Source organism: Flavobacterium sp. Sr18 (genome assembly GCF_011064265.1).
Lineage (GTDB): Bacteria > Bacteroidota > Bacteroidia > Flavobacteriales > Flavobacteriaceae > Flavobacterium > Flavobacterium petrolei.
The window spans coordinates 1,700,622-1,716,322 of sequence record NZ_CP049329.1 but is presented as its reverse complement, the minus strand read 5'-3'; the positions used below and the strand labels follow the sequence as shown (position 1 = coordinate 1,716,322).

The window sequence follows — 15,701 nt, the reverse complement described above, 5'->3', positions numbered from 1 at the left end:
TATTATTTGTAGTGCTTTTAGATTTTTGTTACATCAAAAGCAGTTCGGTGTGGGAAATTTAACACTAGTTCATCATGTTCTTTCGTAAATTTGGTTCAAAAGCGTCTTAAATAAGGAATTCTGGCGTAAAAAATATTTTTTTTCTTCAACAAATTGCGAGGTAAATATTTAATTGTATATTTGCAACCTTAAAAATTATTAAAACAATTCAGTATGTATGCAATCGTAGAGATAGCAGGGCAACAATTCAAAGTAAGCAAAGACTTAAAGGTTTATGTTAACCGTTTGACTAATGAAGAAGGTTCAAAAGTTTCTTTTGACAAAGTTCTTTTATTAGATGATAACGGAACTATCACTTTAGGCGCCCCAGCTATAGAAGGTGCTTCAGTAGAAGCTAAAGTGTTACAACACTTAAAAGGAGATAAAGTTATCGTTTTCAAAAAGAAAAGAAGAAAAGGATACAAAAAGAGAAATGGTCACAGACAATATCTTACTCAAATTGTAATTGAAGGTATTACTGGTGTTGGTGCTAAAAAAGCGGCTCCTAAAAAAGCAGCAGCTGAAGCAACTACAGAAGAAGTTGAAGCTCCTAAGAAAAAGGTAGCTAAAGCTAAAAAAGAAGATACTCAAGAATAATAACAAAATAAAACTAATACGTCATGGCTCACAAGAAAGGTGTCGGTAGTTCTAAGAATGGTAGAGAATCAGAATCAAAACGTTTAGGCGTTAAGATATTTGGTGGTCAAGCTGCTATTGCTGGGAACATCATCGTAAGACAAAGAGGTTCAAAACATAATCCAGGTGCAAATGTTTACATCAGTAAAGATCACACCCTACACGCAAGAGTAGATGGAGTTGTTTTCTTCCAAAAGAAAAGAGATAACAAATCTTATGTTTCTATACTTCCATTCGAAGTTGAAGCATAATTGATTTTCTCAATTATTTAAAAACCCGTTTCGATTTTTATCGAGACGGGTTTTTTATTTTAATTTGAATTCTGATTAAATAGTATTTTGGTAATAAATAAAACCATTTCGAATAGGTTTACATTAAAGTCCTATACAAAATGTAGGTGTTAAGTACGAAATAAAAAAACGCTGGTAAAGATATTAATAAAGAATCTTTCATCTTGATGCGAACTCCAGTACCAAGAAGCATCAACAAAGCCAGCCCTCCTGAGGCCAGAAGCAAGATAGTGTTGTTCTTAATGCCAACGCCAATAAACAAACCAATAGCTCCCGCCAATTCTAAAAAAGCTGTTAATGGACCAAATTTTTCAAGTCCAAATCGCTTAAACTCATTTTTCATGTTCGTTGATACAAAATAAGCTATTCCGTAAATAAGAAAAGAAGTTGCTGAAAATAAAATAAGTATATCTAGGTAACTCATATTTTGATTATTTGGAAACGTATAGTGCCACAAAAAGAGATGTTGCCAAAAGTAGTAACGAAGGAAGGTGTTTGATCCATGGATTTTTTACTTTGAAATGAAAAAACTGTGCCGAAGCCATTAAAAAAGCCATTAAAAGAGCAGGGATAAAAACGAGTTCTGGATACCATATTCCAGTTACTAATAATGTTGCTAACACTATTTTTGAAGCACCTACCATATTTCGTGTCAAATCAGAAAGTCCGTATTGTTTAAATTCTTTTACAATGTTATCAAATCTAAAAATCCAAACATAACCTACAGACAATGCTATTACAAGTTGGGCGATAATGGTATAAGTATTCATAATTTTATTTTTAAGGTTTTTACAAGCTTTATAGGGAGTTCTTCAAACAAAGAAATTCTTTTAAATTTTTTAAGTAATCAAAGATACCATAAACTTAAATTAGAACTGGGTTGTGGTGTATATTTCTTAGGAAATAGTGTTTGTTCATTAATAGTTAGCTTCAGATCTAGCTGAGGTTACTAGAATTTACGTTTAGCATAAGGTAGACTTCCCGTCTGAAAGTTTGTTTGTCAGTAAGATGTGCACAGCGTTAATGTTAATAATATCGCATCTCAGTGTCTTTTTTGAATTATGGTAGTTAATATTAGTTTGTTGCTGTTGTATTATTACTTTTTGGTTTAGAATATTTTACTTCAATTAACCCAAAAACGTTTTATAATGCAATTTTTTAAAGAATAAAAACAAAAAACCCTTGCTCCCGAAACTTCGGGACTGCAAGGGTTTTAAAAATTTAATAATCTAAAAAACTAATTCTAGACTAGTATCTGTAATATTCTGGTTTAAATGGACCTTCAACAGGAACTCCAATATAATCCGCTTGATCAGAACGTAAAGTCTCTAATTCAACACCTAATTTAGCTAAGTGCAACATTGCTACTTTCTCATCTAAATGTTTTGGTAACATATATACGTCATTGTTGTATGCCGCGCTGTTTTTCCACAATTCGATTTGAGCCAAAGTTTGGTTTGTAAATGAGTTACTCATTACAAAACTTGGGTGACCTGTAGCACAACCAAGGTTTACTAAACGACCTTCAGCCAAGATAAGGATGTCTTTTCCAGCGATTGTATATTTATCAACTTGTGGTTTGATTTCAATTTTTGATGCACCGTGGTTTGTATTTAACCAACCCATATCAATTTCATTATCAAAATGTCCGATGTTACAAACGATAGTTTTGTCTTTCATTTTTTCGAAATGAGAGCCCAAAACGATATCTTTATTTCCAGTAGTAGTAATGATAATATCAGCAGTAGCAATAACTGTATCTAATTTTTTTACTTCAAAACCGTCCATTGCAGCTTGAAGCGCACAAATTGGGTCAATTTCAGTAACTGTAACAATAGAACCAGCACCTCTAAAAGAAGCTGCAGTTCCTTTACCTACGTCACCGTAACCACAAACGATTACTCTTTTTGCAGCAAGCATAACATCAGTTGCACGACGAACCGCATCAACTGCTGATTCTTTACAACCGTATTTGTTATCAAATTTCGATTTAGTAACCGAATCATTCACATTGATAGCAGGCATTGGCAATGTTCCCGCTTTTACTCTTTCGTATAATCTGTGAACTCCAGTTGTAGTTTCTTCAGATAATCCTTTGATTCCAGCAACTAATTCCGGGTAACGGTCAATAACCATGTTAGTCAAATCTCCACCGTCATCAAGAATCATGTTCAATGGTTTTCTATCTTCACCAAAGAATAATGTTTGCTCAATACACCAGTCAAAGTCTTCCTCATTCAAACCTTTCCAAGCATAAACTTGAATTCCTGCAGCAGCAATTGCAGCAGCAGCTTGATCTTGAGTAGAAAAAATGTTACAAGAACTCCAAGTCACTTCAGCACCAAGAGCGATCAACGTTTCAATCAAAACCGCAGTCTGAATTGTCATGTGCAAACAGCCTGCAATACGAGAGCCAGCAAGTGGTTGTTCGTTTTTATATTCCGCACGAAGCGCCATTAAACCTGGCATTTCAGCTTCTGCTAGTTCAATTTCTTTTCTTCCCCAAGCTGCTAGAGAAATGTCTTTAACTTTGAAAGCCACAAAAGGCATAGTCGATGTACTCATTTATAGTATATTTGTATTGTAAAAATTTTTGCAAATTTACGGAATAACTTTAGAATTTAACTATTTTCTAAAAGATTTATGAATTGTTTAATTCGCTAATCTTTTGAACATTAACTAAATAATTTCTTGAAGCTGAACTTGTTTTGGTTTCAGGAGCTATTTCCCGTTATTCGCTATATCTTTTTACACGCAAAAAAGCGTGAAAAAAGGATGCCACTGCTACCGGGGCTAAAAAACGAAACTATAACACGATGCCACTTTACAAAACGATACATATTAATTCTAGAACTCAAATTCTCGTTTGGAAAGTAACCGAATCCTATGGGGAATTATTAGAACAAGTCGTCTTAAACGATAGCAATCGCATTCGCCTTGACGGAATGAAATCAGAGATGCACCAACGCGCATTTCTTAGTGTTCGTAAGTTATTACAAGAAGCTGGCCACACGGACTTAGATCTGTTTTATGATCAATTCGGTAAACCACATCTTCAAGGAGAAAAACACATTTCGATAACGCATTCCCATAATTTTTCGGCAATTATCATCAGTGATGAAACCGTGGGAATCGACATCGAATTACAACGGAGCAAAATCATCCGAATCGCTGATAAATTCTGTGATTCGGAATTTCAGTTTTTGGATTTGGAGAGTGAGGAATACATCGGAAAACTAACTGTTATTTGGGGTGTTAAAGAAGCTATTTTCAAAATTAGAAATGAAAAAGGAATCAGTTTCAAAAATCATATAAGTGTCTGCGATTTTAAACTAGAAAGTAAGCAAACTATCGCTGAACTTCATTTTGATAATTTAGTAAAAGATTTCAAAATTCATTTTGAAGAAATAGAAGGATTTACTTTAGTTTATGCCTTCGAAAATTAAAACAAACCGCAAATTTGCTAATTAGCGGTAAAACTTATGGAGAACCTATACAGCCAAATAATACAAGCCAAAAGGAATAATCAAAAATTATTAGCTATCCTTCTTGATCCTGATAAAATTGATTTGAACACTGTAGCAGAACTAATTTTAAAAATAGACCAATCACCGGCAACGCATATTTTCATTGGCGGAAGCCAGGTTACAACAAATATTCAAGACGAATTGATTGTAGAAATCAAGCAAAATTGTGATTTACCCATTGTTCTTTTCCCCGGAGACCCATCTCAAATTTCAGATAAAGCCGATGCGATTTTGTTTTTGTCGTTAATCTCTGGTCGCAATCCGGATTTTCTGATTGAACATCAGGTAAAAGCAGCTCCCATTTTAAAGAAAACCAAACTCGAAGTCATTTCAACAGGATATATTTTGATTGAAAGTGGAACTGAAACAGCCGTAGAAAGAGTGAGTAAAACCCAGCCTTTAGATAGAAATAATCTTGATTTAGCACTAGCAACGGCACAAGCAGGGGAAATGTTAGGCAATAAGTTGATTTATCTGGAAGCGGGAAGTGGTGCTAAACAGGCTGTTCCGCTGAAAATGATTGCATTAGTTGCTCAAAATGTTGAAATTCCGTTACTTGTTGGTGGCGGAATTGTAGATTTGCAAGGAATTCAAAACGCTTATGATTCCGGAGCCGATTTAGTAATTATAGGAACTGCTTTTGAAAATGATAATAACTTTTTTAACGTATAATTGAATGATTGATTATTTTTTTTCGCAATACAGCCAATACCCAACATTAGATGTTTTTTTAGAAATTGTTGCTGTCATCTTTGGATTATTAAGCGTTTGGTACGCCAAAAAAGATAATATTTTAGTTTTCCCAACCGGATTAGTAAGTACCTCAATATTTGTGTATTTACTATGGAAATGGACTTTGTGGGGCGATATGATGATCAATGGCTATTATTTTGTAATGAGTATTTATGGCTGGTACCATTGGACTCGGAAAAAAGGAGATACTGAAGAATTCCCCATTTCAAAAATTTCGAGTTCTGAAAAACGAATTGCGATAATTCTTTTTATATTTACCGTAGCCTTTGTGGTTTCGGTATATCATTATTTCGGAAAATTTACTACTTGGTACGCGTATGTAGATACATTTATTACAGGGATTTTCTTTGTCGGAATGTGGCTCATGGCCAAAAGAAAAGTAGAGAATTGGATATTTTGGATTATTGGAGATGTAATTTCCATTCCGTTGTATTTTGCAAAAGGCTATACTTTTACCAGTTTTCAATATATAGTATTTACCATAGTTGCCATTTTTGGCTATTTAGAATGGAAGAAAATCTCAGACAGCTCTCAAACGGAGCTACAAAAATAATTAAAATAGCTTTATTTGGTCCCGAAAGCACTGGCAAAACTACATTGGCCAGACAGCTTGCGGAATATTATAAAACCGACTGGGTTCCAGAATTTGCACGCGATTATCTTCAGGAAAAGTGGAATTCAAGTCAGCAAATATGCACTCTTGATGACATGCTACCCATTGCTTATGGTCAAACTACATTAGAAAACGAGCGAACACTGATTGCCAATAAATATCTTTTTTGTGACACGAATTTAATGGTGACCAAGGTTTTTTCGGAAGTGTATTATAATCATTGTGACGCTTTGATTCATCAAGCAGCTTGCGAACATGAATATGATTTGTTTTTTCTGACTGATATTGATGTGCCTTGGGAAAGAGATGATTTAAGAGACAAAGCTGAGGGTAGAAAATCTATTTTTACGATTTTTAAGCAATCTTTAATCGATAATAATAAACCATTTATAACACTTTCGGGAGACAAGGACTTGCGACTAAAAAAGGCAGTTGCTATAATTGATAATTTGACTAAAGCTAGAGAATTAGGATTTTCATCGGCTGATTTTGTTCAAATCTACAACAATGAAATTCCTCTTGAAAATATTGTCGAGCAGTTAGATTTTTTTAAAAACGGAATTCCTAAAACGGAATTAATTGAGCCTGCATCCATATCTAACGGGATTTTGAAATTATCTGAGAAAGATTTTCAAGAAAAAGCCGGTTTTTTTGATGCAAATAAATCAAACTTGATGTTAAATAAATTTGTTCCTGCATCTGGTGCTGCTAGTAGAATGTTTAAATTTTTGACTGAATTTTTGACTGAATTTGACATAGAAAATGAATCGATAAACGCGTACATCAATCGAAAAAAAGCAAGTAAGCTTTCTATTTTTATAGTAGGATTGGAAAAATTTCCTTTTTTTGAAGCAGTTGACAAGCAACTGAGAGCTGAATTTACTGATTTTGATACTATGGATCGAAGTTTGAAAAATTATTATTTCATAAAATTTCTGCTGTCAGCAGATCATTTTGATTTTGCAAATCAACCTAAAGGGATTCTTCCTTTTCATAAATATAAAACCCATATTGCAACTCCAGTCGAAGAACATTTGTGGGAATGTGCTCATTATTCGAGTGCTGATAATGGTTCCCATTTGCATTTTACGATTTCAGAATCACATCAAAAGCAATTTGAAGACATTGTTGATTCTATTAAATCTAAAATTGAAAAGGAATCAGACGTGACAATAAATGTTAATTATTCGTATCAAAATAAAAGCACAGATACGCTTGCGGTAACTATGAAAAATAAGCCGTTCCGGGATAAAAATGGACAATTAGTTTTTAGACCTGGAGGCCACGGCGCTTTGATTGAGAATTTGAATAATTTGGAAGCTGATATTGTTTTTATCAAAAATATTGACAATGTAATTCAAAACAATGTAGAGAAAATTTCTTTGTATAAAAAAGGATTAGCGGGAATATTATTGGCGATTCAACAGCAGGTTTTTAGTTGTTTAAATGCTTTGGATGTTGCATCAATTGAACCCGATTTGATATATGAAATTATTCTTTTTTTGAAGGAAAAGTTAAATATTACAATGAAGGAAACTTTTCATACGTACAGTTTGGAAAATAAAATCACGGAAGTAAAAGTTATTTTAAACAGACCAATACGTGTTTGTGGAATGGTAAAAAATGAAGGGGAGCCAGGAGGAGGGCCATTTTGGGTGCGAAATAGTCAAGGTACGGTCTCCTTACAAATTGTAGAAAGTTCCCAAGTTGATTTGGCTAATGACAATCAAAAAATAATTCTGAATGCTGCCACCCATTTCAATCCAGTTGATTTAGTTTGTGGTATTAAAAATTACAAAAAAGAGAAGTTTGATCTGACTCTGTTCGTGGATAATAATAGTGGTTTTATTGTAGCGAAAAATGTAGCAGGCAAAAATATTAAAGGATATGAATTACCGGGTTTATGGAACGGCGCAATGGCAAACTGGTTGACTGTATTTGTTCAGGTTCCTTTGATTACTTTTAATCCAGTAAAAACAGTAAATGATTTATTAAAACCAGCACACCAGTCCTGAAAATTTAACTGCAATGGAAATTGAAAAAATCATATCCGAATTAAGTTTTAAAGCCGTCCGCAGCAGTGGAGCCGGTGGTCAGAACGTAAATAAAGTTTCCTCGAAGGTGGTGTTGAGTTTTGATTTGCACCATTCTCAGGCTTTAACAGAAGAAGAGAAACTTTTGGTTGAAACTAAATTATCTTCTAGATTGACTACTGATGCTGTTTTAATCTTGAACTGTGATGAAGACCGAAGTCAGTTTAGAAATAAAGAAATTGTGACCAAGCGATTTTTGGAACTGATAAAAAATGCATTGCTTGTTCCAAAGGAAAGAAAGCCCACCAGAATCCCTAAATCTGTCATTAGAAAGCGAATAAAGGATAAAAAGAACATTTCTGAAATTAAAAAGACACGTAGAAAACCTGATTTTTAAAATTTATTCCAATTCATAATTTATAATTCACAATTTATAATTAGTTTTGCGCTGTCTCAAAGGGGTGCTCTAAATAACGAGCTGAGATCATACCCAACGAACCTGAGCGAGTAATGTCGCTAAGGGAAAAAATGACAAAAAAATAGCGTGCACACTATCTATTTGTCATAGGAAACAATCATTTATTAATTTAACAAAAGGAATAATTCCCCCTTTTATTCGTAACCTTATTTACGGATGAATACTTTATTTTATTTTACAAGCCGCAAAGGCGGAAAGGCGAAACTATCAAACATACTTTCGATTCGTCTATTTTCTATTTTCTTTTCTCTATTTTCTTTTCTCTCTTTTGCTCAAGTAAAAGACACTACGAAATTAAACCAACTTGATGAAGTCTTGGTGTCAGCAGTGCGGGTTACGACAAAAACGCCGGTTAGTTTTAGTAATTTAGGCAAAAAGGAAATCAAATTCCGAAACTTAGGACAGGATATTCCTATTCTGATGAATTATTTACCGTCAGTTGTTACTACATCTGACGCTGGAAATGGAGTGGGATACACCGGAATTCGGGTTCGTGGTAGCGATGCAACACGTGTAAATGTTACCATCAATGGAATTCCTTACAATGATTCTGAAAGTCACGGAACTTTTTGGGTGAATATGCCTGATTTTGCTTCTTCGGTAGAGAGTTTGCAATTGCAACGCGGTGTAGGAACTTCTACTAATGGAGCCGGGGCTTTTGGGGCGAGTTTAAACATGTTGACGGATAATTTTGCCAAAGATAGCTCGGGTGAAGTCTCAAATTCGGTGGGCAGTTTTAATACCAGAAAGCACACTGTAAAATTCAGTACGGGTTTGATGAATGATCATTTTGAAATTGCGGGACGTTTATCAGCGATTAAGTCGGACGGATTTGTAGATCGCGGAGCATCTGATTTGAAATCGTATTTTCTTCAGGGAACGTATGTGGGCAAAACTACTTTGATAAAAGCATTAGTTTTTGGTGGGAACGAAAAAACGTACCAATCTTGGAACGGAATAGATGGTGAAACGCTAAAAAATGACCGAGCGTTTAATTCAGCAGGTGCCTTCACGGACGAACAAGGAAATGCTCGTTTCTATGACAATGAAACCGATAATTACCAGCAAGATCATTCGCAATTGCTTTGGAACGAAAAAATATCCGACAACTGGAGTACGAATTTTGCGTTGCATTACACAAAAGGCAAAGGATTTTATGAAAACTATAAAGAAGATGCTGATTTTGCCGATTATGGATTACAGCCCGTTGGTGCAGTTTCAACAACGGATTTAGTGCGTCAGAAATGGTTGGAAAATGATTTTTATGGAACTACTTTTTCTGCTAATTATAAGGATGAAAAACTGGATTTGATTTTTGGAGGTGGTTGGAACAAGTATGAAGGCGACCATTTTGGAAAAGTCATTTGGGCACGATTTGCTTCTCAGAGTGAGTTAGGAAATCGTTATTATGATGATTATGCCAATAAAACGGATGGAAATGTTTTTGCTAAAGCCAATTACCAAATCACGGAGCAATTAAGTTTGTTTGGAGATTTGCAATATAGATCAGTCAATTACAAAGCCAATGGCGTTCAGCCAACACTTGTGGATGATACTTTTAATTTCTTTAACCCTAAAACGGGATTAACTTACACAATCAATTCTGGAAATTCCGTGTATTTGTCATACGCCAGAGCCAATCGTGAACCTAATAGGAGTGATTATGAAGGCGGAAACGTAAAGCCGGAGAAGTTGAATGACTTTGAATTGGGTTGGAGATACGTTTCGGAAAAAGTACAATTTAATTCGAATGTGTATTATATGGCCTATAAAGATCAATTGATTTTGACAGGGAGTTTAGATGATGTAGGTGCTCCAATACGCTCTAACAGTGAAAAAAGTTATCGTTTAGGACTGGAAGTTGATGCCACAATAGCGTTGACAGATCAATTGATTATTCGTCCTAATTTTACTTTGAGTGCTAATAAAAATACGGATTTAGCGGTAGAAGGTCAGGATTACGGCACAACAGATATTGCGTATTCGCCATCAATTATTGCGGGAAATATTTTGGTTTACACCCCTATTGAAAATCTTCATATTTCATGGATGCAAAAATTCGTCGGGGAACAATACATGAACAACATCGAATTACCGGCTGCAAAATTGGCTGATTATTTTGTCAATGATTTAAATGTTGCCTATACTTTTAAACCTAAAACCATCTTCAAAGAAATTGTGTTGACGGGTTTAGTGAATAATTTTTTAGATAAGAGATACGTTTCTAACGGCTATATGTATGATATATACCCATACTATTACCCACAAGCGGGAATTAATTTCCTTGCCGGTTTGACGTTGAAGTTTTAGAATAATGATTTACTTTTAATGGAGAAATCCTGATGGTTTAACTGTCAGGATTTTTTTTGATTTTAATTATAAACCCGAAGCACATTTCCATTAACTTGAACTCGGTATTGTTTCAATGGGTATTGTAAAGGTCCTTGTCCGGTGAATAAGCTGTACTCAGAATTATCGCAGCCGCAAACGGCATTGATGCCATTTATGGTCATTGTAGAACAAGCACTAATCGTTTGATTAGGGCAAGCAGCATCAAAAGCATTATAACCGCTGCCAGTATTAAAAATAATCAAACCTCGTGCGCCTATTCCAGAAATATAAACTGCATTACTAACGAATTTCAAATTAGAATACGCAGGTAAATTCAGATTGACATCTATTGTGAAAGTATAATTTGGAACAAATGGATTAGAGTTGTTTATACCGGAATCACTGCACGATAAAAAGAATGGAATAATAAGAAAAAGAAGTGCGTATTTTTTCATTTTAAAATAGTGTCAAAGTATTAGTGAAACAAATTTAATTTATTTAACTTTGAAATATATATGATTAACATATATTTACAAGCGAAAAAAAAATAATAGTATCTTTGTGGAAAGAAATCCCGTCCTGATGGGATTTTTTCTATTTATATAAATGAGGAATTTATGAGTACAGTATCGTATTACACGGCAGAAGGGTTAAAAAAATTAAGAGAAGAATTGGATTATTTAAAGAGCGTAATGCGTCCTAAAGCATCTGCGGATATAGCTGAAGCAAGAGATAAAGGTGATCTTTCAGAGAATGCCGAATATGATGCGGCTAAGGAAGCGCAAGGAATGCTTGAAATGCGTATTGCTAAGCTCGAAGAAGTGCATTCCAATGCCAGATTAATTGATGAATCTCATTTAGATCTTTCTAAAGTATTGGTTTTATCGAATGTAAAAATCAAGAACCAAACTAATGGTATGGAGATGACCTATACATTAGTCGCGGAAAGTGAAGCCGATTTGAAAACTGGAAAAATCTCTGTGACCTCACCAATTGGGAAAGGTTTGCTAGGAAAATCAGTGGGTGAATTTGCTGAAATCACAGTTCCGAACGGTGTTTTGAAATTCGAAATTTTGGAAATATCTCGCGACTAAATAGTTAAAGGTTCAAACGATTAATCGATACAACATGTCAAGTATTTTTACCAAAATCATAAACGGAGAAATTCCGTGTTACAAAATCGCTGAGGATGAAAACTTCTTGGCTTTTTTGGATGTAAATCCAAATGCAAAAGGACACACACTTTGTATTCCAAAACAAGAAATTAATAAGATTTTTGAGATGGAAGACTATTTGTATCTAGGGTTAATGCAATTTTCTAAAAAAATTGCTGTCGCTCTGGAGAAAACAGTTCCGTGCAAACGTATTGGGATGGCAGTTGTAGGACTTGAAGTTCCCCATGCGCACGTTCATTTGATTCCGTTGAATGAAATGGATGAAATGCGTTTTCAAAATAAAGTAACGTTATCCAAAGACGAATTTGAAGCTTTGGCGGCAAGCATAAAAACCAATTTATAATAGTTGAATAAATAAAATAATTTGGTATGGTTTTCGTTTAAAAGGGAATAGGTGTAAACCTGTTCCCTTTTCTACTTTATCAAGCCTACATTATATATTATGAAAAAAATTTTTTTGTTGTTTTCTTTCTTTTTCTCCTTGCTTAGTTTTGGACAGGCAAATTCCGGATATGCAGCAGTTGATACTAAAATGGCGGCAATCCCTGCAAATGCAACAACTTCTACACAAGCAATTGCAAACTACATCAACGCTAATTTCAAAACAGAAACGGATAAAATTAGAGCTGTTTTTTATTGGACTACATCCAATATCAGCTATGATGTTGCTAATATGTTTTCCGTAAATTTCAATGAAACCGAACAGGAACAAATCGCAAAGACGTTAAGAACTAAAAAAGGGGTTTGTATTCATTATGCAGTGGTTTTCAATGAGCTTTCGCAAAAAACAGGAATTCAATCCTATATAATTGAAGGCTATACAAAGCAAAATGGAAAAGTAAGTGACTTAGCTCATGCTTGGGCCGCTGCAAAAGTTGATAAAAAGTGGTATATATTTGATCCAACTTGGGGTTCCGGTTATGTAAATAATGGTAGGTTTTCAAAAAAATTAAACAATTATTATTTTAAGGTAGTTCCTGCTACAATAATTGCTTCCCATATTCCATTTGACTATTTGTGGCAATTTTCGAATTATCCTATTACCAATACGGAGTTTTATAAAGGGAAAATTCAAATCAATAAAACTAAGAAATACTTTGATTTCGAGAAAGAAATCATCAAATATAATGCATTATCTGAGGAGGATCAATTATTTGCTTCGGCAGAAAGAATAGAGAAAAATGGATTGAAAAACGCCATGATTTTGGAGCGTTACGAAGGAAAAAAGCAACAGTTGACTTATCTGCGACAAAATACAAATATTGAAAAATTGAATACCATTGTGAATGAAATGAATCTGGCAGTTATTCTATTGAATGATTTTATTCATTACAGAAACAATAAGTTCAAACCTGCTTTATCAGATGATGAAATTAGCAGCATGATTGAAACACCAAAAGAGAAACTGGTCAATTGCCAGAACAATATTTACAGCGTAGGTTCTGTTGGTAGTCAAAATGCATCTAATGTGTCATCCATTAAAAAATCAATTGGAGCAGCTTTGGCGCAAGCCGAAGAACACTCGTTGTTTGTAAAAAATTATTTGAGCAAGTCTAAAATAGTCAGAAAAACAATGTTCTCTAAAGTTACTTGGTTTGGTGTTCCGTTGAATTAAATTACTTTTTTAAAACTGACTTGCATCGTTGTTCCTTTTCCAATTTCGGAATTCAGCACTTTTATGGTTCCTTTATGGTATTCTTCCACGATTCTTTTGGTTAATGAAAGGCCTAATCCCCAACCTCTTTTTTTGGTAGTAAAACCAGGTTCAAAAATGCTTTTGAATTGTTTTTTCTGAATTCCACCGCCTGTATCTGAAACGTTTATTTTTACATAGTGGCCTTCTTGCTCAATTTCTAAAGCTAATTTTCCTTTTCCTTTCATCGCATCGATAGCGTTTTTCACCAAATTCTCGATTGTCCAACTGTGTAAAGTGGGATTCAGAGACACCATAATTGGCGATTTTGGTGCTTTGAATGAAAACTCAATTTGTTTGGAAAATCGGGATTGCAAATAGTCGTAAGACTGAAGCGTTTCTGAGACAATATCTTTGTTTTCTAATTTGGGTTCTGATCCTATTTTCGAGAAACGATCGGTAATGGTTTGCAAACGTTCAATGTCTTTTTCAATTTCAAAAGTCGTGCTTTCGTCCACATTTTCAGATTTCAATAGTTCAACCCAGCCAATCAAGGAAGAAAGCGGTGTTCCTATTTGGTGTGCGGTTTCTTTAGCCATTCCGGCCCAAAGTTTGTTTTGCGTCGCCATTTTGGTACTTCGGTAAAAATTGTAAACTAAACCGCCAAAAAGCACAATAATCAGCACCAAAGCAACGGGGTAATATTTTAATTTATTCAGTAAAGCCGAGTTTCCGTAGAAGAGTTTTTGAAATTTTCCCGGGACATATTCAATGACAATGGGCTCATTTTCACTTTTTAAATCATGTAAAAAAGCAAATGCCTTTTTTTTGTTTTTTACAATAGCTTCGTCAATATTTACGGTATTTATGATGCTATCATTTTCTGTAAGTATAATAGGAATCGAAGTATTGTCACTAAAAATTTGAAGAGGAAGTTCAACATCGGTATTTTCACCGGCATTAATTAGTGTTTTTTGAGCTTGAGCCCAAAGATTCATTTTTAATCGTTCTTCATTTTTGAAGATTTGAAAAAAAGTGTAGGTGTTCCATAGGATCAGTGAAATGATTAAAAAAGAGGCAAAAATTATGATCCAACGGGTTGTATTTCTTCTTTCAGAAAACTGCATAAATGAAAATTTGAATGATAAATATAACGAAATAAATCCTGTTGTATTTTAGTTTTAGACAAAGAATTTTTTTTAGAAAAAATCGACAGTTAATTTTATTCTAATTTGTTGTACTCCTTCAAAAACTGATTCGATTTGTCTACTTTTGTATCTTCAGAAAAAAAATAAAAAATATGATTACGATTGATCCTAAAAGTATTGAAACGGCTAAATTACAAGGTTATCTGCAGAGTTCTGTTGGGCCAAGACCCATTGCTTTTGCTAGTACCATGGATGCGGAAGGGAATCCTAATGTGTCGCCTTTTAGTTTCTTTAATGTGTTCAGTGCAAATCCACCCATTTTGATATTTTCACCGGCGAGACGGGTTCGTGACAATTCGATAAAACACACGTTAATCAATGCCGAAGCTACTAAGGAAGTTGTAATCAATGTCGTAAATTATGATATGGTACAACAGATTTCTCTGGCAAGTACGGAGTATGCTGATGGTGTGGATGAGTTTTTAAAATCAGGCTTGACGCCAATTGCTTCAGAAGTGGTAAAACCGTTTCGAGTGAAAGAATCGCCTGTTCAATTTGAATGCAAAGTGACGCAGATTATTCCACTAGGAACAGAAGGTGGAGCAGGAAATTTAGTGCTTTGCGAAGTTTTGCGAATACATATTGACGAATCTGTTTTAGACGAAAATGGAGCAATCGACCAATATAAAATTGACTTAGTTTCCAGATTAGGTGGCAATTGGTATTCGAGATCAAATCAAGGACTTTTTGAAGTGCCAAAACCGTTATCTACGTTAGGGATTGGAGTAGATGCAATTCCGAATTTTATAAAAGAAAGTTCGGTTTTTGATGGAAATGATTTAGGAATGTTAGGGAATGTAGAAGCCTTGCCTACACCAGAAGAAGTTAGTATATTTGTACAGCAAAATTTTGCGGTAAAAGGAGTTTTAAGTTCCGATGATGCTGATAAAGTGCATCTTGAAGCCAAAAAATATTTGAATGCCAATGATGTTTCTTCTGCATGGAAAGTACTTTTGGCAGAGAAAAAAAAATAGAGCAAAACAAT

17 protein-coding genes are annotated in these 15,701 nt (G+C 34.4%); 12 read left to right on the top strand and 5 right to left on the bottom strand.

Annotated elements, in window-relative coordinates:
* Window positions 1–213 precede the first annotated feature (213 nt).
* Window positions 214–636, top strand: coding sequence for a 50S ribosomal protein L21 (rplU, locus tag G7A72_RS07600; RefSeq protein WP_091259317.1), 423 nt, complete (start codon window positions 214–216; stop codon window positions 634–636).
* A gap of 23 nt (window positions 637–659) precedes the next feature.
* A complete protein-coding gene (rpmA, locus tag G7A72_RS07595; RefSeq protein WP_086453627.1) occupies window positions 660–926 on the top strand; it encodes a 50S ribosomal protein L27 in 267 nt (88 codons plus the stop codon).
* A 118-nt stretch (window positions 927–1,044) separates the two neighbouring features.
* On the opposite strand, the gene G7A72_RS07590 is transcribed toward rpmA, so the two are convergent.
* The 3 genes from G7A72_RS07590 to ahcY form a co-directional block, all read right to left on the bottom strand.
* Window positions 1,045–1,389, bottom strand: coding sequence for a DoxX family protein (locus G7A72_RS07590; protein ID WP_113664977.1), 345 nt, complete (start codon window positions 1,387–1,389; stop codon window positions 1,045–1,047).
* Window positions 1,390–1,396: 7 nt separating this feature from the next.
* Window positions 1,397–1,735 carry a DoxX family protein gene (locus tag G7A72_RS07585; RefSeq protein WP_165152029.1) on the bottom strand — a complete coding sequence of 113 codons (339 nt, stop codon included), beginning with the start codon at window positions 1,733–1,735 and terminating at the stop codon, window positions 1,397–1,399.
* Between the two features lie 478 nt (window positions 1,736–2,213).
* The gene (gene ahcY / locus G7A72_RS07580; protein ID WP_165152028.1) at window positions 2,214–3,530 is read right to left on the bottom strand and encodes an adenosylhomocysteinase; all 1,317 of its coding nucleotides are present in this window, start codon (window positions 3,528–3,530) and stop codon (window positions 2,214–2,216) included.
* 251 nt (window positions 3,531–3,781) lie between these two features.
* Here ahcY and G7A72_RS07575 point away from each other — a divergent pair, with 251 nt between their 5' ends.
* The 6 genes from G7A72_RS07575 to G7A72_RS07550 all read left to right on the top strand — a co-directional run bounded on the left by G7A72_RS07575 (window position 3,782) and on the right by G7A72_RS07550 (window position 10,679).
* Window positions 3,782–4,411, top strand: coding sequence for a 4'-phosphopantetheinyl transferase superfamily protein (locus G7A72_RS07575; protein WP_165152027.1), 630 nt, complete (start codon window positions 3,782–3,784; stop codon window positions 4,409–4,411).
* 36 nt (window positions 4,412–4,447) lie between these two features.
* Window positions 4,448–5,164: a geranylgeranylglyceryl/heptaprenylglyceryl phosphate synthase gene (locus tag G7A72_RS07570; RefSeq protein ID WP_165152026.1), complete on the top strand. Its 717-nt coding sequence runs from the start codon at window positions 4,448–4,450 to the stop codon at window positions 5,162–5,164.
* Window positions 5,165–5,168: 4 nt separating this feature from the next.
* Window positions 5,169–5,798, top strand: coding sequence for a nicotinamide riboside transporter PnuC (pnuC, locus tag G7A72_RS07565; protein WP_165152025.1), 630 nt, complete (start codon window positions 5,169–5,171; stop codon window positions 5,796–5,798).
* Window positions 5,753–7,873, top strand: a complete 2,121-nt coding sequence (locus tag G7A72_RS07560; RefSeq protein ID WP_165152024.1) for a DUF4301 family protein — start codon at window positions 5,753–5,755, stop codon at window positions 7,871–7,873. Before pnuC ends, G7A72_RS07560 begins: the two co-directional genes overlap by 46 nt.
* Window positions 7,874–7,886: 13 nt before the next feature.
* A complete protein-coding gene (gene arfB, locus G7A72_RS07555) occupies window positions 7,887–8,288 on the top strand; it encodes an alternative ribosome rescue aminoacyl-tRNA hydrolase ArfB (RefSeq protein WP_165152023.1) in 402 nt (133 codons plus the stop codon).
* Window positions 8,289–8,525: 237 nt separating this feature from the next.
* Window positions 8,526–10,679, top strand: coding sequence for a TonB-dependent receptor (locus G7A72_RS07550; RefSeq protein WP_165152022.1), 2,154 nt, complete (start codon window positions 8,526–8,528; stop codon window positions 10,677–10,679).
* Window positions 10,680–10,741: 62 nt separating this feature from the next.
* On the opposite strand, the gene G7A72_RS07545 is transcribed toward G7A72_RS07550, so the two are convergent.
* Window positions 10,742–11,155: a hypothetical protein gene (locus tag G7A72_RS07545; protein ID WP_165152021.1), complete on the bottom strand. Its 414-nt coding sequence runs from the start codon at window positions 11,153–11,155 to the stop codon at window positions 10,742–10,744.
* A gap of 162 nt (window positions 11,156–11,317) precedes the next feature.
* Here G7A72_RS07545 and greA point away from each other — a divergent pair, with 162 nt between their 5' ends.
* The 3 genes from greA to G7A72_RS07530 all read left to right on the top strand — a co-directional run bounded on the left by greA (window position 11,318) and on the right by G7A72_RS07530 (window position 13,490).
* Window positions 11,318–11,794 (top strand): transcription elongation factor GreA, encoded by a 477-nt coding sequence (greA, locus tag G7A72_RS07540; protein ID WP_113634059.1) that lies wholly within the window; start codon window positions 11,318–11,320, stop codon window positions 11,792–11,794.
* 34 nt (window positions 11,795–11,828) lie between these two features.
* Entirely contained in the window at window positions 11,829–12,218 is a 390-nt protein-coding gene (locus G7A72_RS07535) for an HIT family protein (RefSeq protein ID WP_165152020.1), read from the top strand.
* Window positions 12,219–12,317: 99 nt separating this feature from the next.
* Window positions 12,318–13,490, top strand: a complete 1,173-nt coding sequence (locus G7A72_RS07530; protein WP_165152019.1) for a transglutaminase domain-containing protein — start codon at window positions 12,318–12,320, stop codon at window positions 13,488–13,490.
* Here the strand turns inward: G7A72_RS07530 and G7A72_RS07525 are convergent.
* Complete coding sequence (locus G7A72_RS07525; RefSeq protein ID WP_165152018.1) at window positions 13,487–14,635, bottom strand: PAS domain-containing sensor histidine kinase; 1,149 nt, start codon at window positions 14,633–14,635, stop codon at window positions 13,487–13,489. The genes G7A72_RS07530 and G7A72_RS07525 overlap by 4 nt on opposite strands.
* Before the next feature lie 173 nt (window positions 14,636–14,808).
* Here G7A72_RS07525 and G7A72_RS07520 point away from each other — a divergent pair, with 173 nt between their 5' ends.
* Window positions 14,809–15,690 (top strand): flavin reductase family protein, encoded by an 882-nt coding sequence (locus G7A72_RS07520; RefSeq protein ID WP_165152017.1) that lies wholly within the window; start codon window positions 14,809–14,811, stop codon window positions 15,688–15,690.
* The last annotated feature ends 11 nt before the right edge of the window (window positions 15,691–15,701 follow it).

Excerpts from the sequence above, each read along its gene's own strand:
- G7A72_RS07525 (WP_165152018.1), bottom strand. The coding sequence starts at position 14,635 with ATGCAGTTTTCTGAAAGAAGAAATACAACCCGTTGGATCATAATTTTT.
- G7A72_RS07570 (WP_165152026.1), top strand. The coding sequence starts at position 4,448 with ATGGAGAACCTATACAGCCAAATAATACAAGCCAAAAGGAATAATCAA.
- ahcY (WP_165152028.1), bottom strand. The coding sequence starts at position 3,530 with ATGAGTACATCGACTATGCCTTTTGTGGCTTTCAAAGTTAAAGACATT.
- rpmA (WP_086453627.1), top strand. The coding sequence starts at position 660 with ATGGCTCACAAGAAAGGTGTCGGTAGTTCTAAGAATGGTAGAGAATCA.
- pnuC (WP_165152025.1), top strand. The coding sequence starts at position 5,169 with ATGATTGATTATTTTTTTTCGCAATACAGCCAATACCCAACATTAGAT.
- G7A72_RS07530 (WP_165152019.1), top strand. The coding sequence starts at position 12,318 with ATGAAAAAAATTTTTTTGTTGTTTTCTTTCTTTTTCTCCTTGCTTAGT.
- G7A72_RS07535 (WP_165152020.1), top strand. The coding sequence starts at position 11,829 with ATGTCAAGTATTTTTACCAAAATCATAAACGGAGAAATTCCGTGTTAC.
- G7A72_RS07575 (WP_165152027.1), top strand. The coding sequence starts at position 3,782 with ATGCCACTTTACAAAACGATACATATTAATTCTAGAACTCAAATTCTC.
- arfB (WP_165152023.1), top strand. The coding sequence starts at position 7,887 with ATGGAAATTGAAAAAATCATATCCGAATTAAGTTTTAAAGCCGTCCGC.
- G7A72_RS07550 (WP_165152022.1), top strand. The coding sequence starts at position 8,526 with ATGAATACTTTATTTTATTTTACAAGCCGCAAAGGCGGAAAGGCGAAA.
- greA (WP_113634059.1), top strand. The coding sequence starts at position 11,318 with ATGAGTACAGTATCGTATTACACGGCAGAAGGGTTAAAAAAATTAAGA.
- G7A72_RS07560 (WP_165152024.1), top strand. The coding sequence starts at position 5,753 with ATGGAAGAAAATCTCAGACAGCTCTCAAACGGAGCTACAAAAATAATT.
- G7A72_RS07520 (WP_165152017.1), top strand. The coding sequence starts at position 14,809 with ATGATTACGATTGATCCTAAAAGTATTGAAACGGCTAAATTACAAGGT.
- G7A72_RS07590 (WP_113664977.1), bottom strand. The coding sequence starts at position 1,389 with ATGAGTTACCTAGATATACTTATTTTATTTTCAGCAACTTCTTTTCTT.
- rplU (WP_091259317.1), top strand. The coding sequence starts at position 214 with ATGTATGCAATCGTAGAGATAGCAGGGCAACAATTCAAAGTAAGCAAA.
- G7A72_RS07545 (WP_165152021.1), bottom strand. The coding sequence starts at position 11,155 with ATGAAAAAATACGCACTTCTTTTTCTTATTATTCCATTCTTTTTATCG.
- G7A72_RS07585 (WP_165152029.1), bottom strand. The coding sequence starts at position 1,735 with ATGAATACTTATACCATTATCGCCCAACTTGTAATAGCATTGTCTGTA.